This window comes from Desulfovibrio sp. JC010 (genome assembly GCF_010470675.1).
Classification (GTDB): domain Bacteria; phylum Desulfobacterota; class Desulfovibrionia; order Desulfovibrionales; family Desulfovibrionaceae; genus Maridesulfovibrio.
In genome coordinates, this window is record NZ_VOIQ01000004.1 from 23395 (window position 1) to 44905 (window position 21511).

A 21511-nucleotide genomic window follows, 5' to 3' on the forward strand; every position below is an offset into this window, starting at 1 on the left:
GACAGTCCGCCATCTAACCTACTTCAGGGAAATTACCATGCCCGAAATAATTCTCATTCAAATATCCGGCGAAGACAAACCTGGCCTGACCTCAGCACTTACAGGGGTTCTGGCGGGCTACGGCATAGACATTCTGGACATCGGCCAATCCGTTATCCACAGCCAGCTTGTGCTGGGGGTGCTGATCAGGATACCCCGCGAGGCGGAATCCGCCCCGGTACTCAAGGACATCATGTTCAAAGGGTACGAACTGGGGGTCAACGTCAAATTCCGGCCCATTGAAGCGGACAAGTACATGGACTGGGTCAATGCCCAGGGTAAGCCGCGACACATTGTCACCCTTGTGGGCGATAAAGTAACCGGAACGCATATTTCACGCATTTCGCAGATCATTGCAGACAACGGCTTGAACATTGACATGATCCACCGCTTGTCAGGCCGCATTCCCATGAACGGGGAACCAGCACCGCGCCATGCCTGCGTGGAATTCTCCATTCGCGGAGTACCCGAAGACCTCGACCGCATGCGTTCAAATTTTCTGGATATGGCTGCGCAGGATCAAGTGGACATCGCCCTGCAGGAAGACAACGTCTTCCGCAGAAACAGAAGGCTGGTGGCCTTTGACATGGACTCCACCCTCATTCAGGCGGAGGTCATCGACGAACTGGCCAAAGCAGCCGGATCAGGCGAAATTGTCAGCCGGATCACCGAATCGGCCATGCGCGGCGAGATAGACTTCAAGGAGAGCCTGCGACAGCGGCTGGCGACCCTGAAAGGATTGGATGAATCCGTGATGGAAGGCATCGCCCACGAACTGCCCATCACCGACGGTGCTGAACGGCTGATCTCCAACCTCAAAAAATTCGGCTACAAAACAGCCATCATTTCCGGTGGATTCACATATTTCGGTGAAAAACTACAGGAAAAGCTGGGTGTGGACTACGTTTATGCCAACCGGCTTGAAATCGAAGACGGCAAGCTCACCGGCGGGGTTATCGGAGACATTGTGGACGGAGCCAAGAAAGCGGAACTGCTGCAGAAGATCGCTGGAAAAGAACAGATCAGTCTGCAACAGTCCATTGCGGTTGGAGACGGAGCCAACGACCTGCCCATGCTCTCCATTGCCGGACTGGGCATTGCCTTTCATGCCAAGCCCAAGGTCAAGCAGGATGCCCGCCAGTCCATATCCCATTTCGGGCTGGATTCTATTTTGTATCTGATCGGACTGCGTGACCGGGATACGGATTAAAACAAATAATAAGGCCCGGAAAGCAACAGCTTTCCGGGCCTTTTCCATACTCAATTCAATAATCCAGACTACATATCTACGGCTTTGATCCAGATTACGGCATCCTGAGAGAGCTCTTTGCCTTTGAACTCTTTGTCAGGACCGGAACCCAGTGCGCAGAATCCCCACCATCCGGCTTTGGGAACGGTGAAAGTTACGTAGCCCTGAGCGTCGGTTTTAACACCCATGGTTACGAAAGCGTCCTGAGGAGCTTCGGACTTTGCTTCTTTTTTGAAAGCATTCTTTTTCATGTCCGGCTCGTGGTTCATGTATTCCACTTCAACGTCAGCATTGGCAACGGGCTTGCCGCCGGAAAGAAGCTGGGCCTTGAAGGTCATACCGGTCCACATTGCATAAGGCTTAACAAGGGGAAGCCATTCAGTCTTCAGACCTGCGGGAGCAGACCAGTTGCCGGGCAGACCGCCAACGTTCATATAAGTCTTGGTGATCTGCTGAATGTAGATGTCTTCTTCACCTTCATAGTAAGGAGCGGGAACCAGTACGAGGGTGTAATCGCCCATGGAACGGCAGATCTTTTTGGGCAGGGTTGCTTCGTAAGCTTCACCCGAGTTGGTCAGGCTGGTCCAGGTGATAGGCTTGAGCAGTTTTTTGAGGTCATACTTTTTGGTTTTACCCTCTTCACCTTTCTGGTGCAGCATGAAGAACTCTTCAGGCATACCCATACCCATGGTGTGACCTGCTTCATAAGGGTGGGTAAAAACGAGTTTTACTTCAGTTTCGCCGCCCTTGTTCTTGGCAATTTCAGGGGTGTAAACCATCTGGAAATGCGCGGAAGCGGGAACAGCCATGGCTACTGCCAGCAACAAATTAAGAAAAACTACCTTCATCTTCATCTTATTCTCCTGATTATGATTTTGATCCTTCTTATCAATTAAAGAGAGGATTTATCAGCTGCAATTAATTGGAAACCAGTGCGGACACTGTTCCGGACTTATTCAACAATATCGGAACCGTCGATTTCAATGGAATGGCCTTCACCGGCATCAAAAGTAACGGTGTAATGACCGGCGGGCTTATTGAATTCGAACTCGCTGTTTTCGTTCATTGCGCCCTTGAGGACTACTGCCCCGGAATCGTCACGCACGTACATTTTTACGCCGGAAGCGGAAGAACCGTCAGAGAATCCGCCTTCGCAGAGTACGGTGCCGTCACCGTTGTCAAAGCAGCTGCACAGAGGGGAATGGGCCAGAGCGGCAGTAGCTGAAAGAGCAATCAGACCACCGGTCACTACGAGTTTTGTGAATATTTTTTTCATATCTGTCTCCTTAGATATTAATTGGTTATTCGGGTTGATATACATACGACGCCGCGACCCTGTCCGAAGAAAATTTATGGACAAGGGCTATGAGCAACGCCACTGCAAAAGCCACAAAGTAAAATCCTTTCATCATGGTTATGCCGCTGGCACCTATGGCATTACCGAGGGTAAAGACAGTGGACGCCACACCGAAGCCCACCGCTGTGGGAAAGACGATGGCAAAAAGCATCCATTTCCATGATCCGGTCTGCACCTTGACCATGATGGTGGCCGCGAGGCAGGGAGGATACAGGGCAAAGAACAGGAGAACCGCAAGGGCATGCAGGGAATTCATACCGTTATGCTCGCTTTCATTATCCATTCTCTGTTCAAGGGTCTGGTTGTCGTCAGCACCCTGCTGATACAGAACACCCATGGTCGCCACGGAAGATTCGCGGGCGGCAAAGGAACTGATCAGGGCGATATTAACTTTCCAGTCAAACCCTGCGTACTGGGTGACAGGCTCAAGGGAGCGACCGATCATGCCGAAAAAGGATGTCTTGATTTTTTCTTCCTTGATCTTGCGGCGCAGGGACTTTCTTTCAGAGGAAAGCTTGCGCAGGGCACGGTTCACAACCTTGGCTTCCTTGTCACCACGGGGCTTAAGCAGCACGAAGAGGTCCGGGTTGGCTTCCTTGAATGAGCTGTCCACCCGTGCGGCCCCTTCCCTTCCGGAAGAATTCATGCGGGCACGCTTGTAGTTGTCATAAAGATTGAGCAGGGGCAGCATTTTATCACCGGTGACAAGCCCGCCGTAAGGGCTGGCAGCAACCTTGGAATCAAAAACCGCAACGGCTTTACTCATCTCACCCTCATAATAATCCATGCGTTCATCGCTAAGTCCGGGGAACTGCAAGAGGGAGAATACGCACAGGGAAACCGCAACAACAATAGAACCGACTTTCTTGATGTATTCCCAGGTTCTTTCAAGGGAACGCTGAGCCACACCGAACATGGTAGGTGCATGGTAGTTGGGCATTTCCATGATGAACGGTGCGGTCTCGCGGCCCTTGAGGACTGTTGAGGTAAGCACTTTGGCGATGATCAGGGCCATTATGATGGTAATGGTCGAGATAAAGAACATGGCCCATGACTTATGCTCCGCAAAATAAATGTTCACCAGCAGAGTGTAGAGGGGAATCTTGGCCAGGCAGTTCATGAACGGCACGGTCAGAATCGTTGCCAGCCTTGATCTTTCGTCCGGGATACCCTTGGTGGACATGATTCCCGGCACAGCGCAGCCCCCGGCAAAAACACCCCCCAGAATAAATGGCAGGGTTGATTGCCCGTGCAACCCGAAACTGTGGAAGATACGGTCCAGAATAAAGGCTATTCGGGCCATGTAGCCGGAGTCTTCGAGAATTGCGATGAGCGCGAAGAGGATGAAAAAGATGGGGACATAGTTCAAAAGAGTGTTGGCACTGTCCACCATCCACAGGGCCATGGAACGTAACAGGGAATCCTCGATCAATCCGGCTGCGGGCAGTATGTTGGCTACAATATCCCTGAACTTTGCAAGGATGGGCCACGTATACTTGGTCAGTTCATAACCCTGAACAATGGAAAGTTCATAGATGATATAAACAGTTGCCAGCAGGAAAAACGGAGCCAGAGCACGGTTCAGAACCCAGCGGTCGATCCTTTCGGATATTGGCTGTTTTGAATCGTCCTCTTTGCTGACGCAGGCGTCCACGATTTCCCCGGCCAGACGGTCACGGCAGGCCACAATGTAATCCCCGGTATCCACGTCGGACTCGTTTTCAAAATCGAGTCTGCGGCTCAGGGCTTCTTCAACGATCATTTTGCCGTCAGCATGCTTGGTTTCAACAATGTGTCTGGCTTCGGTGTCATTCTCAAGCAATTTGATTGCCAGCCAGCGCAGAGGATAAAGGACTCCGAGACTTGCGTCCCCGGCCAGCATATCCTCAAGGGCCTGAATGTGCACTTCGAGATCATTGTAATCAATAGCCACCGGACGGGAATAGGATTCCTGCTGCACGGACTTGCGGATTGCCGCTTTCAGGGCCTGCTTACCTTTGCCCTTCCGTCCAACCGTGGCAACAACATCAACGCCGAGACGGGCGGTCAGCTCTTTCAGGTCAACTGAAATCCCCTGACTCTCCGCCACATCCATCATGTTCAGGGCCACGGTAACCGGAAAGTTCATTTCCAGAACCTGAAAGGTGAAATACAGGCTGCGACGCAGGCAGGTCGCATCCATGACATTGACTACCACATCAGGTTTTTCTTCCAGCAGGAATTCGCGGGAAACCCTTTCTTCCAGCGAAAAAGAAGTCAGGCTGTAAGTCCCGGGCAGGTCGACCACTTCATAGCGGACCTTGCCTTCGCGGTAACTGCCGACTTTCTTGTCAACTGTGACACCGGGATAGTTGGCTACATGCTGATTTGCTCCGGTGAGCATATTGTACGTAGTCGATTTACCGGCATTTTGCTGCCCGGCAAGGGCGATGAGGAAATTATCCTTCATCATGCGTTTACCATCAGCGCTCATCTTCCACCTCAATCTGATAAGCTTCAGTACGGCGCAGGGTCACGCAGTACCCCGCCACCCGCAGCTCAAGAGGGCAGCCCAGTGTGGCGACCCGAACCACTTCAATCTTCCTGCCGGGCACAAAACCCAGGTCGAGCAGTCTCTGCCTGACCGCCCCGCCGGAAAAATGCCTGCGAATCACAGCACTTCCGCCGACGGGAATATCAAGCAGGCTCTTTCCACGCATGGAGCAGGATTTTCCTTGCTTTCTTCCGCCAAAACCGCGCTTTCTTCTCCTTCCGGAAAATACTTCACGATCAAAGAAATCAAATTTGTTAAACATTTTAACTGCCTTTTCTAATTTACGTGATTGTGAAAATGAAATTCGAAATCAATTACTATATAGCCAACTTTTCATTGTCAACCAGAAAAATCGCAGTTCTCGTCAGCAACAATCAAATGTTGTGGGTACTCAAGAACTGCCCAATTATTTTTTCTGATGTAATAATTTAAATTATCCTTCTCAATCACCCCCTTAGCTTAGTTCAAAACAAAGCAAGGATAATTTTCATCCTTTTAAGGTCATCTTTTTGCTTGATATTGAAATTCGTTTTCATTAAGCGAAAAAGAGCTGCAAGGGATACGGAGCACTCTACTCCTCCCCCTACATATATAAAGGCACATTTTTCAATTAAAATATTAGCAATCAATTCATACCGGGGAGGTAAAATTGATTCACCTTTTCACAACAAAACTCAATAAAATGATCGAACCCGTCAAAAAGAGATTTACCCGCAACAGACTAAAAACACGTGCGGTATTCGCAATTGTTATGCTGGTCGTTTTTCCCGCAGGGGGAATGCTGGCTGCCGCGGAATTCACTGATCAATCCGCTCTGGCCATGTTACTCTGCCTTCATTTCAGCCTGTGCATTGCCATGTGCATGCCTCTGGCCGGATGGCTGGAAGAAATCATGGCCAACCGCGAGTTACGCAGGATGAACAGCTTTTGCGTCAAGCTCAAACAAGGCAAGCTGGACCAGCGATTGGAGCTTTATCCCCATAAGATCGGTACCGTGACCGATGAAATCATCCGCCTGCAACACAACCTGAACTGGCTGGCCCACTCCGTTGCCAAGCGGGAACATAAGTTGACCCAGTCTCTGGTCAAAACCCGCCGGGACAAGGAAAGGCTCAACCTGCTTTCCTACACCGACCATCTTACCGGATTATTCAACAAGCGCTTTTTTGAGCTTAAGCTTGTGGAAGCCTGCTCCCGTTGCATTTCCTGCAAGACTCCGCTGCACCTGATGCTCATCGACTGCGACCACTTCAAGGAAGTGAACGACCAGTTCGGACATCAGGAAGGTGACCGTTTACTGGCAAACCTCGGCCAGATTATTGATTCTTCCGTACGCAACGGCACTGACTTTCCTTTCCGTTTCGGGGGCGATGAATTCGGTGCAATCCTTGTCGGCGTGGACTCAACCCGCTGCGAGCAGATTGCAGAGCGAATCCGGACCCGGTTCTCGGACATGAAAGTAGGCAGGGCCAGCCTGAGTATCGGAATTTCCAAGCTCTGCCGCCATGCCGATGATCCTGAGACTGAAGCAGATTCACTCATCGCCACTGCGGACAAAGCTTTGTATTTTGCAAAAAATACCGGGAGGGACAAGGTGATCAGCCCCGCCCGGTTCAGAGAAATTTCCCAGCAGAACTGATTTGTTAACCGGCCATATCCGACTTGGCTTCATCAACAAGACGGCCCACTTCGTCCTTTGCCGAAGTGTACTGTTTTGTTGCCCAATTTCCGGCCTTTACCCCGCCTTTGACCGCTTTGGTCACTGCGGGCTTAACTCCGCCCGCTTTGTAGACAGCGTACACTGCTGCGCCGGCTACTGTTGCGGCAGCAGAAACCAGCAGCAATCTTCCAAGATTAAAACTCATATCCTCATTCTCCTTACTGCCCAAACGGCCAGTCTGTTTAGAAGCGAAAAATACACGTTCTCCAATTCAACACCAAACTCTGATATTGAGAACGACTTGCTAATTCAATCAGCTTTACTGTTTACGGCAATCCGGGCAGATACCGTAAAGCACCATTTTATGCCTGTTGACTGTAAATCCGTGCTTGCGGGCCAGTTTTTCCTGCAGGTCTTCAATACGATCCTCCATAACCTCAATCCTGCGGTTGCAGCGGATGCAGACAAGATGGTCATGGTGATGCCTGTTGTGACGGCACTCAAAGCGGGTCACGCCATCGCCGAAATCAAGGGCTTCAGCAATACCGCTTTCAGCAAGAAGCTTTATGGTCCGGTAGACCGTGGCCGGGCTGATGGAAGGATCACGTTTGCTGACATGAGCGTAAAGCTCTTCGCATGAATGGTGTCCCTCAGTACCGAGGAAAACTTCAAGAACAACACGGCGTTGTTCTGTGGCAGCCATGTTGTTCTTATTCAAATACTCCAGAAATGTGGTTTGTGGACTTGACATCCTTTCCTCCGTTGTGGATTTTGTGAAAATGATTTTGACGACTATTCTCAAGTGATAACGTTTGTCAAGGCATGAGTACTTACTTTTGCAGGGAAAAGTCTGCAATTGAGACTCAATCATCCTGCTTTCTAAAAATACAAAGCAGGGTAATTATCAGCTAGGCACAAAAACCAATGACGGACCTGCCGTCTAAATTCAGGAGGATCATATGACCACAACAACTACAGCCCGCATTCTCCCGGTAGTAACCGCTTCCGCAGCAGCCACCGGAGCTCTGGTGGGCGGAACCGTTGCAGCTGTCCGCTCTACTATCGCCGTTAACGAAGGGCGTATCAGCAGCACCGAAGCTGTAAAAACAGTTGCCAAGGAATCAGCAGGTACAGGACTGGCCACTGCCGCAGGAGTGACAGCCACCGCGGTACTGGGACTGGGCGGACTGACTGGACTGCTCGGCTTTACCGTGGTCGCTACCGGAGCAAAAATGCTCTGGGACAAAGCGGTACCCACTCCCCTTGATGAGACCAAAAACAAAAAACTCACAGAAGTGGCCTCTTAAACCAAACGGAAAATTCAGCCCTGCATCTTAATGTGATGCAGGGCCGCAAAGCCCGTAACAACGGCTGATAAATGCCAACTTTTCGTTGACAAACAGATTGCACATTTGTATTCCCCTCTTCTGTGGCGTTGAAATTCAATTTCAATTTCACCGGATGTCCACTTGATAATCCAGTAACCAGACAGGACTTTCACGTGAAAAAAGAAAAAACATATGCAAGCATCAAGCACTCCATACCGGGCAGAATCCGGTTCAACGTGCCTGACCTGAGAAAAAATAAAATTCTTTGCAGCACTGTTGAGCGGAACCTGCAGAAAATCTCCGGGATAACCAGAACCCGGTCCAACAACAAGTGTGCGACGCTGGTTATTCGCTATAACCAGAAATATATAACTCCTGAGCGGGTATTTGAATCACTCAGGGAGATCGTCGCGGTGCATACCACTGATATCTGCCCTATCAAAGACACAAACGAGTGCGGCTGTCCGCAGGTAAAAACAGCACTGGGCTATTTTTCCTTTGTTTCTGCAGTGGGCGGGGCTGTGCTGGTCAGTGAATCCCTGCTGGGAATCACCGTGGCCCAGACCATGTTCAGCCCCTTGGGTTTTCTCACTGTGCTGGCGGCTGTTCCGCTGGTCAAGGAAGCTGTCAGCAAGCTGCGCGAAAAAAAATTCGGCCTTGAAGGAATTCTGGCCGGAGGCATTGTGGCCGCGGTAATTGCGGGGGAAGCCATGACCGCCTTTGAAATCCTGTGGATCAACGCGGGCGCGGAGCTGCTCACTGCATGGATCACCGAGCGTTCCCGCAGGGCCATCTCCGGCATTCTGGACAACACCACCCACCACACCTTCGTGCTTAAGGACGGAGTTGAAGTTGAGATGGAAATCAACGACCTGCAAAAGGGTGACGTTGTTGTCCTGCATACCGGAGAAAAAATCTGCGTTGACGGCACCATTGTGGACGGTCAGGGACTGATCAACGAAGCCCCCATCACCGGACGGGCCGACTTCATCCACAAGCAGCCGGAGGATCAGGTCTTTGCCGGAACATTCGTTCGCGAGGGCGTCATCTACGTCAAAGCGGAAGAAGTGGGTGATAAAACCTATCTGGCCCGCATCCTCCACAAGGTTGAAGATTCACTTGAAAACAAGACCGACATCGAGACCACTGCGGACAAGCTTTCCGTAAGGCTGGTCAAGATCGGCTTTGCCTGCACCGTGGGAACACTGGTCTTAACCCTTGACCCGTGGCGGGCATTCACCGTGCTGCTGGTCATGGCCTGCCCCTGCGCAACCGTGCTTTCGGCCTCCACCCCCATCAGCGCGGCCATCAGCACCGCAGCCAAGAACAACATCCTCATCAAGGGCGGACGCTACCTTGAAGAAGTTGGCCGTTGCGATGTGGCCTGCTTTGACAAGACCGGAACCCTGACCGGAAGCGAACCGAGTCTCGAACATATCCACGTCACTGAAGGCGTGACTGAGACCGAGCTGCTGACCTATGCCTTTTCCGTGGAAACCCACAACCACCACCCTCTGGCACAGGCCATCAAACATGAAGCTGAACTCAGAACTCTTGCGCCCCTGCCCCACACTGTCTGCGAATATTTCTTAGGCAAAGGTATGCGCGCCGAACTCCCTGAGAATGATAACCATTCCACCGAAATTCTGGTGGGCAACAAGAAACTCACCGAGCAGTTTGATGTGCGCATCGGCAGTGTCAGCAGGCAGGTTTCAAACCTGAAACGCAAAGGGCTGACCGTGCTTTACGTGGTCAAAGACAAAGAGCCCATCGGACTGCTGGCCTTTGCCAACACCATTCGCGAAGAGTCCGCCATAACCCTTTCTTCCCTTGAAGCAGGCGGTGTGGATCGCACCGTCCTCGTCACCGGAGATGAACCGGCAACAGCGGGCACCCTTGCCAAGACCCTGAACATCCCTGAAATCCACGCCTCGGCCATGCCTGAAGAAAAGGCCACCCTTGTGCGCAACCTGCAAAACGAAGGCGGCAAGGTCATGATGGTCGGTGACGGTATCAATGATGCCCTTGCCCTTGCGCAGGCCGATGTGGGCGTGGCCATGGGAACAGGAGGCGCGGAAGTTGCCGTTGAAGCCGCTGACATCGCGCTGGTGGACGACGATCTCAAAGGTCTCATGTACGTTCAGCAGCTCAGTCAGGATACAACCAGAATCGCCTACCAGAACTTCTGGCTGGCCACTGGATCAAATATAGCGGGAGTCATCATGGGCGCGACCGGATATCTCTCCCCGGTAATGGCCGGATTCCTGCACATTCTGCACACCATGGGAGTAATAGCCAACTCTTCGAGATTACTCCTGCATTCCCCTGAATCAATCCAAACAAACCAAGGCAAAATTTATGAACTTCCACAAAATAGTTGAACTGGAAAAGTACCTTGATGTGGCCCACCACATACCGGGCCGGATCAGGGTAAAATTCAGTCCGCTCATTCTCACCCGCCCGGCTGCCCTCGCGGCCATGAAAGAGCATACGGAACTGCCTGAGGCCATAAAAGAAGCCCGGGTCAACATGTCCGCCCGCTCCGTGGTGATTGAGTACGATCCCGAAGAAATAAGTCCCGAATTGATTGAAGAACTCATTCAAGGAAAGGACAAAGAAAATAAAGCACAGATCATCAGCGACCTCTACGGAAAACTGATGAAAAACGCTTCATAAACAACCCCTGAAATTAAATTCACAGGAGCCAGATATGAGCACCGAAACAAGCCAGACCGAAACTGTACAGACTGCACCGCAGCAGCCCAATACATCCCAGCCGGTAATGGGTCCGGATCAGGGACAGCCCCATTTTTCCTACACCACTCCCGGTGACCCTTATCAGGGCGCACCCGTTTCCGGGAATGTTCAGGCGACCGATATGACTGCCCAGCAGCCTATGCAGCAGGTTCCCCAACAGCCTGTATACCAGCAGCCCGTTTATCAGCAACCTGTTCAACAGGTTCCGCAGCAGCCTGTATATGGCCAGCCCGTGTACTATGGACAGCCTGTTTACGGCCAGCCCGTCTACGGACAACAGGTTTACCAGCAGCCCATGCAGCAGCCAGTACAACAACCGCTTCAGCAACCACTGCAACAACCTGTTCAGCAGCCCGTGCAGCAGGCTCCCACCGCCGCGCCCAACACTTCCGAAGAACAGGTCAAACAGTTTGTAGACCTCGTTAAAGACACTGCGGAAGGCAAGGCCGACCCGGCAAGTTTCTTAAGCTTTTTCAATGGAATTGATGACGGTTTCTGGAAAGGTCTGCTTGTGGGCGCAGGTATCACATTTGCCTGCACCAGCAAGACCGTAAGGTCCATCTTCACTTCCGGCGGCAAGGAAGAAATGTCCGCCGAGGAAATAGAAAAAATGGAAGACCTCAAGGCCGAACAGGAATACATGGCCGCACAGGCTGCCAAAGAAGCAGCGGAAAAGGAGTAAACAATGAGTCAGGATTACAACAACGACTACGTGTATAATTATCAGGACCCCCAGCTCACCGATCAGCAGCGCGTCGATACCCTGCAGCAGGTTGAGCCCGTACAGCAGGATACTTCCGTAAAAAGCTGGGTAAATTTCACTGATTCCCGCTACCTGAAAGGCTTCCTCGTAGGTGCGGGCGTCGCCCTTGTGGCCTCCAACCCCAAAGTGCAGAAAGCTGTGGTTTCCGGAGTCGTGAAATCATGGTCCGCTGTTCAGGGCGGCATTGAGGAAGCAAAGGAAAAAATCCACGACATCAAAGCCGAAGCGCAGTCTGAATAGGGTTTGCCTCCGGCGGCTGGGGAAGGGGAACTTTTGGGAAAAGTTCCCCTTCCCCAGACCCCATCCCCTCAAAACTATTTAGTCTGCTTCGCATATAGCGCATTCAATTGCACTTAAGCCCAGAGGTTTCCTGCTATGAACGCTTTACCTGAAATCAAAAGCAAAGAAAAAAAAACTTTTCGCCAATGCAAAGACTGTCCGCTTACGCCCAGTAAGACAAGGACAGCGGCCAAGGTGGGAATGGTTGCCACGCTTGGCGCCTCGGCGGCATCGGGTATGCTCAAGTTCAGGGCGGCCAAGCCGATCCACCTCTGGGCTTCTGTTGCTTTTGTCGGATTTACAGCTTTGCACTGGGCGGTTTCCAGAAGACCGCAGAGGACCACCAGATGATCGGAACTCCCAATAGAAAAAAACGTTTTGAAATAGTCCATGAACTGCCGAAAAGGATCAGGCTTAAATCGCTGATCCTGCTTGCGCCGGATCTGGACCTCAACTATCTGCAAGCCAGTGTGGAATCCCTTCAGGGAGTCAAATCGGTACGCATCAACGGCCCGGCCTTTTCCATTGCCGTGGAATACGACGGCAGCCGTGAAGTGCGCGCATCCATACTGGCAACACTGGACTTCATTCCCAAGGAAGCATTCCTTAAGGGAGCTGAAAGAGAACATGGCGTGGACCTGATTGAAGTAGGCGCAAGAACTGCCGCTGCTGCGGCAACCCCGCTCCTGCCCCTGCCTGTTCAGGCCGCCACCAGCTGGATGCTGGGTATCCCCGGCATTGTGGAAGGACTTGAAACCCTGTTCACCCGCGGTGTTAAAATCGAGGTACTGGACGGTACGGTTAAGGCCCTCTCCCTGCTGCGCGGCGATTACTTCACCTCCAACTCCGTAGGTGCACTGCTCAGTCTCGGCGAATACCTTGAAGACCAGTCCGAACAGAAATCAACCGACCTGCTCAAGACCCTGCTTAAACCGCAGGTTGAAAAAATATGGATCGAAAAAGACGGCCGTGAAATCGAAATAGACTTCAATGATCTGCAAGTAGGCGACATTGTGGTTTGCGGGTCCGGGGAACTCATCCCCATTGAGGGGACGGTTGTGGAAGGCGAAGGTTCCGTGAACCAGAGCTCCATCACCGGGGAATCCGTACCCGTACATTTCCAGCCCGGAGACGCAACACTTTCCGGCGCGGTTGTGGAAGAAGGGACCCTGAAAATCAGGGCGGACAAAGTCGGCTCTGAAACAGGCATGGCCCGTATCAACCGCTATCTTGAAAGCTCCCTGCGTTCGCAGTCCAAAAACCAGATCCAGTCCGCAGAACTTGCCGACAAGCTGGTTCCCCTGACCTTTGGAGCCGGACTGGGCGTTTACGCTCTTACCGGAGACCTTGCCCGTGCGGCATCGGTTCTCACTGTGGACTACTCCTGCGCCATCAAGCTCTCCACCCCGGTTGCCACCCGTACCTCCATGTACACTGCCAGCCAGTCCGGAGTGCTGCTCAAAGGCGGACAGGCCCTCGACAACCTTGCTGCGGTGGACACCATTGTCTTTGACAAAACCGGAACCCTGACCAAAGGGGAGCTCATTGTCACCGACATTGTGCCCATGCCCCTTTATGAAGAGGAAGAACTGCTTTCCATTGCCGCCGGGGCCGAGGAACATTACGGACATCCGGTAGCCAAGGCAGTGGTCAACGAAGCCAGGAACCGCAAAATCGAACTCCCGGAAGTGAGCGGGGTCGATTTTATCGTGGCCCACGGTGTTTCTGCCTATGTTGACGGCAAACGGGTTCTGGTCGGCAGCGAACATTTTGTTGCCGAAGACGAACACGTGGACTGCTCCTACATGGAAAAGAAAGCCCGCCAGCTGCGCAACGCAGGCAAAAACCTGCTTTTCGTGGCCATGGACGGAGAACTCATCGGCGTAATCGCCATGCGCGATGAACTGCGCCCTGAAGCTTTGGAAGCCCTCGAAGCCTTTAAAGCCGCCGGGATCAAGCGCATTGAAATCCTCACCGGGGATCACCGTTCCACAGCACTGGCCCTTGCGGCCCAGCTGCCCCCGGTTGATGCAGTTCACTGGGAACTTAAGCCTGAGGATAAAGCAAACATTGTCAAGGAACTCAAGGACGGCGGGGCCAAAGTTGCTTTTGCCGGAGACGGAGTCAACGACACCCCGGCCCTTGTCTGCGCCGATGTAGGCATCTGCATGCCTTCAGGAGCGGACCTTGCCCGCGAATCAGCGCAGGTGGTCATGCTCAATGAAGATATGCTCACCCTTGTGGAAGCGCACCGCATAGCCCTGACCAACCGCGAGACCCTCAGCAACTGCCTGTGGTCCGCAGTGGTCATCAACTCCGCCACCCTGCTACTGGCCGGGATGGGCAAAATATCCACCCTTGCCGCAGCCATGAGCCACAACCTCAGCACAGTAGGCATACTCGGCTACGCAGCCATGAAAACATCGTCCGCAGGGCAGAAAGCTTCGCAGAGCGCAAAGGAGATAAATTAATGTCCCTGACACTGGATAAAGCACCTGTTGAAAAAAACCTTATGCTCAAAGCAATAGGCAGTGATTCGCTCAAGGCCAGATTTGAACGCATGGGACTCCATATAGGTTCAGAACTTGAAATCATGTCCGAGGATTCGGTCCAGCACCCGGTGCGCGTCAAAGGACCGCAGGGCGAGGTTCTGCTGGCCGCCGGAATGGCCTCCAAAATCATCGTCCACCATGATGACGGTCACAAGACCCCGGTCTTTGAAATGAATCCCGGCGAAAAAGGCCACATCGAAGGACTCACCGCCGGATCGCATCTGGAAAAGAGCCTCAAGATTCTCGGCATCTCCGAGGGAGACAACATTGAGCTGATCCGCTGCCTGCCGCCCATGTCCTACAAGACAGTTGTTGACGGCAAACAGACCAGCCTCACCGAAGGCATGGCCGCCAAAATATGGGGAGAGTGCGATAATGTCCCCTGCCAGCTGGCCACCTGCGGCAGGGGTCGTCCCTTTGAAGTGAAAAATATCCTTGGCGGTCCAAGAGCTGCCAAGTCCATTTCGTCCATCGGCATCAAGCCCGGTGCCACAGTGGTTCTTGAAACCGTAGAACCAGCACGGGCTGTGGGCATGACCCCGGCTGCGCGCATAATCATCATGACCAAAGAAGGCTTGCGGTTGCACCTGCGGCCTGATCAAGCCGAGACTATGCTGGTTAGCGAGATATAATTCCCCAGACCCCATCCCTTTCAAAACCTTTCAGTTTGCTTCGCATATAGCTTATAAAGTCTACCAAAAACAAAGACCGTAATATCTTACAGGATATTACGGTCTTTGTTTTTGGATTAATTTATAAAACTAATTGGCGAAGCCCTAATAAAAGTTTTTGGGATTCTTAAACCCTTTTGCAAAAGGGTTTAAGGCTCCCGGCAGGGCCGCCGGAGGCATCACTTAATCTGATCAGCCTTTAACTGCCCGCAGGCGGCTTTAATGTCCTGCCCCATGGACCTGCGGATAGTTGCGGTTATCTTTTTATCCCAGAGATATTTTTCAAATGCGAGAACCCTGTTTCTTGAGGGAGCCTCGTAAAGCGGATCATCACCGGGATTGTAGGCGATGAGGTTGACCTTGCAGCGGCGGTGGCCGAGCAGCTTGACCAGTTGCTTGGCATGCTCGATGGAATCATTGACCCCGCCGAGAAGGAGATACTCGTAGGTGACCTTCTCACGCGGCTTGAGCGGAAAGCGGTCCATGGCCGCCAGCAGGTCTTCGATGTGGGTTTTGGCGGCCTTGGGCATGATCTTCTCGCGCAATTCCTGAGTGGGGGCATGCAGGGAGATGGCCGGAAGGGTCAGTCCGGTTTTGCCCAGCTCTTCCAGCTGGCTGACGAAACCGACCGAAGAAACAGTTATGCGCCGGGGAACAAATGAAAGTCCGTCGGGGTTGTTGAGGTTACGCAGAGTGCGGATGAGGTTGTCGAGATTGAGCAACGGTTCGCCCATACCCATAAAAACAAGGTTCTTGAGCGGATCAAGGTTGTTCTCACGCAGATATTTACGCCCAGCCAGCACCTGCCCGAGCATCTCGGACATGGACATGTTGCGTTCAAAACCCATCAGCCCGGTATTACAGAAAGTGCAACCCATGGCACAGCCCACCTGAGTGGACAGACACTGGGTGTAACGCCCTTCCATGGGGATGAGCACAGTTTCAACCAGCGCACCGTCATTCAGGCGCAGGAGCAGCTTGATGGTCCCGTCCTTACTGGTCTGGACCACATCCACCTGCGGATGGTTGATGACCGCTTTGGATTTCAGGTCTTCACGCAGATTTTTGGCGAGGTTGGTCATGGAATCGAAATCCGCGACACCCTTCTGCCAGAGCCACTGCCAGATCTGGTCGGTGCGGAAACGGGGAGCTTTCAGTTCCTGAGAGACAAAAGATTCCAGCTCGCTGTATTCCAAATCAAGTATATCTATCATTTCATTTTACCCGGATTAAAACGGACAATATAAATCTTGCCTTCAACCCATTTAATGGTCAGCAAATCCATTTCCTCAACTTCCATTAAATTTCTGCCCATGGGTGGCAGAGAGTCAATAAACGGCTTCAAACTATAGTAGTCAATTGAAGAAAGCAGCAATACAGCATTATTGAATTTCGTATTCTTCAGATACTGATAAAGCGGATACTTTTCCGCGTCCGGATGCTCTTTCTTGAAAATTTCGGCGGCGATATCAGGGGTCGCAAGAGTCTGCAACAAATCGCCGGGACGTGCTTCGGAACCGAGCGAGTACATGCAGTCGCCGTCCTTAGCAAGCTTTTTCAGGTAATAGACCACATCCGGAAAGGTTTTGATAAAAAAAGGACGGTGCAGAACAAGCGTCTTTTCATCTGAGAATTCAGCCAGCTTATCCGTAAGTGCCTGCGCAAGGACAGGCTGGGGCCTGTTTTCGGTCAGGGATGCGTAAGAAGGCAGGGCCTTATAGTAAAAAGGCATGACCGCGGAAATAGCCAGAGAGCCGACCACTATATGCAGGGCCGGACGCTGGGACTGCTTGATACTGATCACCAGAAAGACCAGAAAGAACGCCCCTAGAGCAATGAAGAAAGGAAACATCAATTCCATATACTGGCCTACAGCCACACGGTCGGCGAGGTTTACCGATACACTGCCGGACTTGAAAGAACGGTAGCCGAGCATGGCCGCCATGGATAATATCCAGACAAAACCCATTTCAAAAAGAGTGCGATACATCTTGTCCCGTTTGGCATTGAGCAGCCAGTCGCAGACCAGAACAGCCAGCAGCGGAAGAACCGGAAGCATATAACGGTTGGACTTGAGCTTGAAAAGCAGGGTGAAGACCAGCAGGTAGACCAGAAAAACACAAGCCATGAACACATACTTTTCATTGAACTTTTCCCTGACTGAACGGTAAATGCCGTAAACAGTGCCGAAAACAAACCCTCCCCACGGGAAAAATATGACCGTCAGGGTATCGAAGTAAGGATCAAGGCGGCTAAGCTTATTAGCCACTTTCGAGCTTGTGGAAGCTGTGTTGTGGAAAAACTGGCCCAGCAGCCCCTGCGTGTAATCAAACCCGCTGCTCAGCCACGCAAAATAGAGCCAGAGAAAAAAAGGAACGCATCCGGCAACGAACCAGAGCAGCAGAATGTTGCGGTCATTCCACTTGGCGGCCACAAGTCCTTTGATGTTGAATGCGGATAGAAAAGAAGCGGACTCTCCTGCTTCATGCTTGCGCTGCACATTATAACGGAGCCCGACGGCCAGAGCATAGCCGGCCATGGGCAGGAAAGCGAAAGGCCCTTTGGCCAGCACTCCCAGCGCGGTAAGCACTGCCCCGCCGATGGCCGTACGCGGACCTCTGTCTCCAAGATAACGCAATAGATAAACATATGTAGCCCAGGTCACGCAGCAGGCGAAAACCACATCCACTTTCATCATCACGGCCATGAACTTGAAAAGCACGGAACTCTGAAGAATCATCCCGGCCAGCAACCCGGTAGCCGGACCGAACAGCTTGCGCCCGGTCAAAGCGGTTCCCAGCACCATGAGTACGGAACAGATGATGGTTGGCAGCCGCAACAGGCCAAGGGCGTTACCGCCGAAATCACCCAGCGAAGCCAGCCATGCAAAAGGATACATTACCCAATAGGTCAGGGGCGGCTTTTCCATACGCGGCATACCGTCAAACATGGGTGCAAGCAGGTTGCCGCTGTGTACCATCTCGTAGACCGCGCGGGCATACTTGGGCTCATCAATATCATAAAAATAGTTCAGCCATGTTCCGTAACAGGAAACCACAGCAGAAAAAAGAAGCAGCAGCCCGAGCAGCAGGGGCCAGTTTTTACGGCAGAACTCATTAAGTCCTGATTCGGGTCTAGTATCCATATTTTGATTCCGGTTTATAATCTTATTTATTCAAAAACTCATTTTCACTTTGTGGTGTAGCTGTATCAGAGTTCCCGCTCCAAGTCGAAGCATGCGGGACTGGATTAAATGGCCGCGATAGGTTACTGATTAAGCCATATCCTATCCAATTCAGTAAGAGGCTTAGATGCATTTTTCATTTTCCGTAAGACTTCTTTTTTGCGCGATTATAATTTCACTGCTCCCAGTTGCGGCCAATGCCTCGCCCGCAATGATCTCCATCGGCGATTTTCTCACCCCTTCCGGAATGCCTTCTACGGAATTCAAAAGCTATGTTGAACAAAAAATTGTTGCATCCGGCTTGAGTTACGCCAATTGCACCGAGAGTTCCCTGCAATCCAGATACACCCTTTCCGGGCTGATGGTAAAAGACGATAAAGGGACCTCTTTCTCCGCCCTGCTTACCGATAACTTTCATCTGGAGCCTGATGTTTTCATCAAAGGTAAACAGGTAGGCGGCAGCACTTCCGAGCCTGCGGCATCCAGACTGGCCGATTCCGCAATTAAACTGATTTCAAACCAGTCCGTAGCCTCCATTGAAGTAAACGGAGACTCCCGGCTGACTCCCAACGCGGTAATGGCTCTGGCCCAGATCCTTCCCGGAGAAATAGTTACCCCGCAGAAAATTATCGCCGCCCGGATCATTCTTGAGAACTGCGGACTCTTTGAAAAAGCCCGCATCTATCTGACCCCCGGCCCTGAAGGCCGCAAAGTTAAAATCTCTGTCACTGAACGCGAAGCCATGGTGCCGGGAACCATGCCCGGACCGGGTAAAGAAGTTCTGGACAATATTTTGGGACCTCCTGAGGTTTCCCTGCCCGAGTTTCCTGCCATTTCCGGCACTGAGTATTCCGCTCTCAGCAACAGCACCTGTGCCGGATATCTCGCATACCGGGCTGAAAGCATCCTGACCCGGCTGCGCAGCAGTAAACAGGATTTCGGCATAGATGATGTCGAGGAACTGGTTGCAGTTGCCGCAAAAATCAGAAACAGCGTCTCCTCCTATGACACTTCATGCCGGGACATGTGCATTATCCTGCTGAAAATGTGCTCCATGCTGGATTCAAAAACTATCCGCAGCATCACGGAAGAACTGCAGCAGTCCATGGCCCTCAATGCAACTGATCCGCACACGCTGGAAAAAGACCTGCAACGCATTGAGTTTTTAACTCAGGCCTACAGCACTGCACAGGAAGCACAGCTTGTGCTCTCCTCCAGAATATTTCACGACCGCATTCATTCCCCGGTAGTGCCGTGGATTCTGTTTTCGCTGGGAGAACAAGCCCTTAAAGCCGAGGACATCACCCGGGCCGCGCCGCTGCTGAATGGCGCAATCGCAATTTCATCTCTGCCTGTTTCCCCGGAAATGCTGCTGACCACAGCCAGAGCCCAGTACAGCAACCTTGACCGCGAAGCAGGCGGAGCTGCCACTTCCCAGCTCAAACCGCTGCTGGCCGACTCTGATCTGGATGGAGAGTTGCGCAGCCGGATTCAAGCCCTGCCCCGGCTGGCCGAACTGTGCGAAACAGCCACATCCATTACTGAACAAGACAGCTTTGAACGGCAACTGGAGAAAGGCAACGCCCTCATTCTTCTGGACCGCCCCGATCTGGCCGAACCGCTTTTCCACAAACTGCACGGCATTAAACCCGAAGACGCAAGACCGTTCATCGGCTTCGCACGGCTGGCATTCCAGCGCACTGGCAATCTGCTCTCAGTAAGGCCCTATCTGGAACGGGCCGAACACCTGCGCAATAAAGACCGTTTTTTCTATGAGCTGGCTCTCGCCTATAAACTTGAGCGCATTACTGCGGAGGCCCTGCCGACCATAATCATCGACGGACGCAATTCCGAAGAAGCTTCAGCCACAAGATTCATTTTGCCCAAAGCACTGGAATATGCAGCCGGATATGAAAAATACAATCGGACACAGGCAAAGCTCATCAAGGCAGGAATCGAAGTTCTCGGTGAATGGCTGGCCTACCCTTCCATGACCAGAAAAGAAGCCTTTGACAATATGTTCGGGCGGACGCAAAAGCTGGAAACTGAAATTGGTAAAGATCCGGAAATACTGGCCGCCGAACTATATTTTTCCCGCAATTCCGCCAACAAAGATGAAGCTGAACGGATGATTTCGCGCCCGCTGTCAGTGAAAGCGGGACTCGAGCCGAGATTGCTGCAGCTGAATCTGCTACTCCGCGAAATGGCCCTTAATCCGTCCCCTGAACTGGCAGAAAAACTGGAGCAGGCCGGGAGAGCAAGTTTTTCCGATGCCATAAACAGAGAGAAAGCCGTTATTCTGAAAGCGGATGCTCTTGCTGTAGCGGGGTTATACAGTAACTCCACAGAAACTTTGGAGCGAGCGGAATCCCTGTATTCCCTTGCCATGGATTTGATTGACGGAAACAAAGGCAGACTGCTCAACAACCTCGCCTGCGTACACCTCGCCCTCGGTATGACAGCCGAAGCCGATGACCTTTATGACGAAGCACTGGACAGCTCTCCGGCAATACCGCAGGCAGTTGAACTGGGTAAAGCGATCTCTTCCCTTTCCGGCGAGGAAAGGCTGTCGGCTTTGGGTAAAATTGCGGTAAAAAATAAGCTTTGGGCAGCTGACAACGGCACAGCCGAAGCTGAAGGGGGCAGTCCTGAAAAGATGGAAACGATTTTCCTGAATGAAGAAAAGGGAATTTCAAGCGGCTACAATAACTACAGCGGCTTGTGGATCAGATTTAATTACAGCAGCAACATCTGGCTGTTACCCGCTCTGCCGGGCATGCCCATCCAGACTCCTTAATCAAGGGATTCAAGAGTAAGATCCAGCTCTTCAGCCATGAGCCGCAAAGGCTCAACCCCGCCCGTAATACGCATGATTTCAACAAGAGTTTCCGCGCCGAGCTTGGCTTTCTTATCTTCCGGATCCACTTCACGGGCCAGAGTTTTAGGCGATTTACCCAACTTTTCGGCCAGTTTTTCCAATGAAACCGGACCATTGATGACTAATTCCTGAATCGCTCTTTCTACTTTTTCTGACATTACCACTCTGCCTTATTCATAAACAGTTCGATTTTCCTGTCAGGACTAATAAACTAAAACGAAACACCATTCAATATCCCTAAACGTGGTTTTTTAATTAGTA

At 51.9% G+C, this 21511-nt stretch carries 20 protein-coding genes; 11 read left to right on the forward strand and 9 right to left on the reverse strand.

Features of this window, described 5'->3' with window-relative positions:
• Window positions 1–37: 37 nt before the first annotated feature.
• Window positions 38–1249, forward strand: a complete 1212-nt coding sequence (serB, locus tag FMR86_RS05430) for a phosphoserine phosphatase SerB (RefSeq protein WP_163350078.1) — start codon at window positions 38–40, stop codon at window positions 1247–1249.
• A 68-nt stretch (window positions 1250–1317) separates the two neighbouring features.
• On the opposite strand, the gene FMR86_RS05435 is transcribed toward serB, so the two are convergent.
• From FMR86_RS05435 to FMR86_RS05450, 4 genes are all read right to left on the reverse strand, one after another.
• The gene (locus tag FMR86_RS05435) at window positions 1318–2142 is read right to left on the reverse strand and encodes a DUF4198 domain-containing protein (RefSeq protein ID WP_163350079.1); all 825 of its coding nucleotides are present in this window, start codon (window positions 2140–2142) and stop codon (window positions 1318–1320) included.
• Window positions 2143–2240: 98 nt separating this feature from the next.
• The gene (locus FMR86_RS05440; RefSeq protein ID WP_163350080.1) at window positions 2241–2564 is read right to left on the reverse strand and encodes a hypothetical protein; all 324 of its coding nucleotides are present in this window, start codon (window positions 2562–2564) and stop codon (window positions 2241–2243) included.
• A gap of 25 nt (window positions 2565–2589) precedes the next feature.
• Window positions 2590–5118: a ferrous iron transport protein B gene (feoB, locus tag FMR86_RS05445; protein ID WP_163350081.1), complete on the reverse strand. Its 2529-nt coding sequence runs from the start codon at window positions 5116–5118 to the stop codon at window positions 2590–2592.
• Window positions 5108–5440: a FeoA family protein gene (locus tag FMR86_RS05450; RefSeq protein ID WP_163350082.1), complete on the reverse strand. Its 333-nt coding sequence runs from the start codon at window positions 5438–5440 to the stop codon at window positions 5108–5110. The genes feoB and FMR86_RS05450 overlap by 11 nt, the downstream gene beginning before the upstream one ends.
• Window positions 5441–5827: 387 nt before the next feature.
• On the opposite strand from FMR86_RS05450, the gene FMR86_RS05455 reads away from it, so the two are divergent.
• Window positions 5828–6817 (forward strand): GGDEF domain-containing protein, encoded by a 990-nt coding sequence (locus tag FMR86_RS05455; RefSeq protein ID WP_239057153.1) that lies wholly within the window; start codon window positions 5828–5830, stop codon window positions 6815–6817.
• Between the two features lie 4 nt (window positions 6818–6821).
• Here FMR86_RS05455 and FMR86_RS05460 read toward each other — a convergent pair whose 3' ends face one another.
• Complete coding sequence (locus FMR86_RS05460) at window positions 6822–7043, reverse strand: hypothetical protein (protein WP_163350083.1); 222 nt, start codon at window positions 7041–7043, stop codon at window positions 6822–6824.
• A 114-nt stretch (window positions 7044–7157) separates the two neighbouring features.
• On the reverse strand, window positions 7158–7589 hold the full coding sequence (locus FMR86_RS05465) for a Fur family transcriptional regulator (protein ID WP_163350084.1): 432 nt from the start codon (window positions 7587–7589) through the stop codon (window positions 7158–7160).
• Window positions 7590–7797: 208 nt separating this feature from the next.
• On the opposite strand from FMR86_RS05465, the gene FMR86_RS05470 reads away from it, so the two are divergent.
• The 8 genes from FMR86_RS05470 (at window position 7798) to FMR86_RS05505 (ending at window position 15149) form a co-directional block, all read left to right on the forward strand.
• Window positions 7798–8145 (forward strand): magnetosome protein MamC, encoded by a 348-nt coding sequence (locus FMR86_RS05470; RefSeq protein ID WP_163350085.1) that lies wholly within the window; start codon window positions 7798–7800, stop codon window positions 8143–8145.
• 194 nt (window positions 8146–8339) lie between these two features.
• Window positions 8340–10547 (forward strand): cation-translocating P-type ATPase, encoded by a 2208-nt coding sequence (locus FMR86_RS05475; RefSeq protein ID WP_163350086.1) that lies wholly within the window; start codon window positions 8340–8342, stop codon window positions 10545–10547.
• Complete coding sequence (locus FMR86_RS05480; protein ID WP_163350087.1) at window positions 10525–10842, forward strand: HMA2 domain-containing protein; 318 nt, start codon at window positions 10525–10527, stop codon at window positions 10840–10842. Before FMR86_RS05475 ends, FMR86_RS05480 begins: the two co-directional genes overlap by 23 nt.
• A 34-nt stretch (window positions 10843–10876) precedes the next feature.
• Window positions 10877–11605: a hypothetical protein gene (locus FMR86_RS05485; protein ID WP_163350088.1), complete on the forward strand. Its 729-nt coding sequence runs from the start codon at window positions 10877–10879 to the stop codon at window positions 11603–11605.
• Between the two features lie 3 nt (window positions 11606–11608).
• Window positions 11609–11926 (forward strand): YtxH domain-containing protein, encoded by a 318-nt coding sequence (locus tag FMR86_RS05490; RefSeq protein ID WP_163350089.1) that lies wholly within the window; start codon window positions 11609–11611, stop codon window positions 11924–11926.
• Between the two features lie 135 nt (window positions 11927–12061).
• Window positions 12062–12316: a hypothetical protein gene (locus FMR86_RS05495; RefSeq protein ID WP_163350090.1), complete on the forward strand. Its 255-nt coding sequence runs from the start codon at window positions 12062–12064 to the stop codon at window positions 12314–12316.
• On the forward strand, window positions 12313–14436 hold the full coding sequence (locus tag FMR86_RS05500; RefSeq protein WP_163350091.1) for a heavy metal translocating P-type ATPase: 2124 nt from the start codon (window positions 12313–12315) through the stop codon (window positions 14434–14436). The genes FMR86_RS05495 and FMR86_RS05500 overlap by 4 nt, the downstream gene beginning before the upstream one ends.
• Window positions 14436–15149: a FeoA family protein gene (locus FMR86_RS05505; protein WP_163350092.1), complete on the forward strand. Its 714-nt coding sequence runs from the start codon at window positions 14436–14438 to the stop codon at window positions 15147–15149. The genes FMR86_RS05500 and FMR86_RS05505 overlap by 1 nt, the downstream gene beginning before the upstream one ends.
• A 218-nt stretch (window positions 15150–15367) precedes the next feature.
• Here FMR86_RS05505 and rlmN read toward each other — a convergent pair whose 3' ends face one another.
• Window positions 15368–16402, reverse strand: coding sequence for a 23S rRNA (adenine(2503)-C(2))-methyltransferase RlmN (rlmN, locus tag FMR86_RS05510; RefSeq protein ID WP_163350093.1), 1035 nt, complete (start codon window positions 16400–16402; stop codon window positions 15368–15370).
• The gene (locus FMR86_RS05515; protein ID WP_163350094.1) at window positions 16399–18333 is read right to left on the reverse strand and encodes a glycosyltransferase family 39 protein; all 1935 of its coding nucleotides are present in this window, start codon (window positions 18331–18333) and stop codon (window positions 16399–16401) included. Before FMR86_RS05515 ends, rlmN begins: the two co-directional genes overlap by 4 nt.
• Before the next feature lie 166 nt (window positions 18334–18499).
• Here FMR86_RS05515 and FMR86_RS05520 point away from each other — a divergent pair, with 166 nt between their 5' ends.
• A complete protein-coding gene (locus tag FMR86_RS05520) occupies window positions 18500–21169 on the forward strand; it encodes a lipopolysaccharide assembly protein LapB (protein WP_163350095.1) in 2670 nt (889 codons plus the stop codon).
• Here FMR86_RS05520 and FMR86_RS05525 read toward each other — a convergent pair.
• Window positions 21166–21408: a phage regulatory CII family protein gene (locus tag FMR86_RS05525; protein ID WP_163350096.1), complete on the reverse strand. Its 243-nt coding sequence runs from the start codon at window positions 21406–21408 to the stop codon at window positions 21166–21168. The genes FMR86_RS05520 and FMR86_RS05525 overlap by 4 nt on opposite strands.
• Window positions 21409–21511 lie beyond the last annotated feature (103 nt).

Excerpts from the sequence above, each read along its gene's own strand:
- rlmN (WP_163350093.1), bottom strand. The coding sequence starts at position 16,402 with ATGATAGATATACTTGATTTGGAATACAGCGAGCTGGAATCTTTTGTC.
- FMR86_RS05480 (WP_163350087.1), top strand. The coding sequence starts at position 10,525 with ATGAACTTCCACAAAATAGTTGAACTGGAAAAGTACCTTGATGTGGCC.
- FMR86_RS05490 (WP_163350089.1), top strand. The coding sequence starts at position 11,609 with ATGAGTCAGGATTACAACAACGACTACGTGTATAATTATCAGGACCCC.
- FMR86_RS05485 (WP_163350088.1), top strand. The coding sequence starts at position 10,877 with ATGAGCACCGAAACAAGCCAGACCGAAACTGTACAGACTGCACCGCAG.
- FMR86_RS05440 (WP_163350080.1), bottom strand. The coding sequence starts at position 2,564 with ATGAAAAAAATATTCACAAAACTCGTAGTGACCGGTGGTCTGATTGCT.
- FMR86_RS05520 (WP_163350095.1), top strand. The coding sequence starts at position 18,500 with ATGCATTTTTCATTTTCCGTAAGACTTCTTTTTTGCGCGATTATAATT.
- serB (WP_163350078.1), top strand. The coding sequence starts at position 38 with ATGCCCGAAATAATTCTCATTCAAATATCCGGCGAAGACAAACCTGGC.
- FMR86_RS05525 (WP_163350096.1), bottom strand. The coding sequence starts at position 21,408 with ATGTCAGAAAAAGTAGAAAGAGCGATTCAGGAATTAGTCATCAATGGT.
- FMR86_RS05515 (WP_163350094.1), bottom strand. The coding sequence starts at position 18,333 with ATGGATACTAGACCCGAATCAGGACTTAATGAGTTCTGCCGTAAAAAC.
- FMR86_RS05495 (WP_163350090.1), top strand. The coding sequence starts at position 12,062 with ATGAACGCTTTACCTGAAATCAAAAGCAAAGAAAAAAAAACTTTTCGC.
- FMR86_RS05500 (WP_163350091.1), top strand. The coding sequence starts at position 12,313 with ATGATCGGAACTCCCAATAGAAAAAAACGTTTTGAAATAGTCCATGAA.
- FMR86_RS05470 (WP_163350085.1), top strand. The coding sequence starts at position 7,798 with ATGACCACAACAACTACAGCCCGCATTCTCCCGGTAGTAACCGCTTCC.
- feoB (WP_163350081.1), bottom strand. The coding sequence starts at position 5,118 with ATGAGCGCTGATGGTAAACGCATGATGAAGGATAATTTCCTCATCGCC.
- FMR86_RS05505 (WP_163350092.1), top strand. The coding sequence starts at position 14,436 with ATGTCCCTGACACTGGATAAAGCACCTGTTGAAAAAAACCTTATGCTC.
- FMR86_RS05450 (WP_163350082.1), bottom strand. The coding sequence starts at position 5,440 with ATGTTTAACAAATTTGATTTCTTTGATCGTGAAGTATTTTCCGGAAGG.
- FMR86_RS05460 (WP_163350083.1), bottom strand. The coding sequence starts at position 7,043 with ATGAGTTTTAATCTTGGAAGATTGCTGCTGGTTTCTGCTGCCGCAACA.
- FMR86_RS05435 (WP_163350079.1), bottom strand. The coding sequence starts at position 2,142 with ATGAAGATGAAGGTAGTTTTTCTTAATTTGTTGCTGGCAGTAGCCATG.
- FMR86_RS05465 (WP_163350084.1), bottom strand. The coding sequence starts at position 7,589 with ATGTCAAGTCCACAAACCACATTTCTGGAGTATTTGAATAAGAACAAC.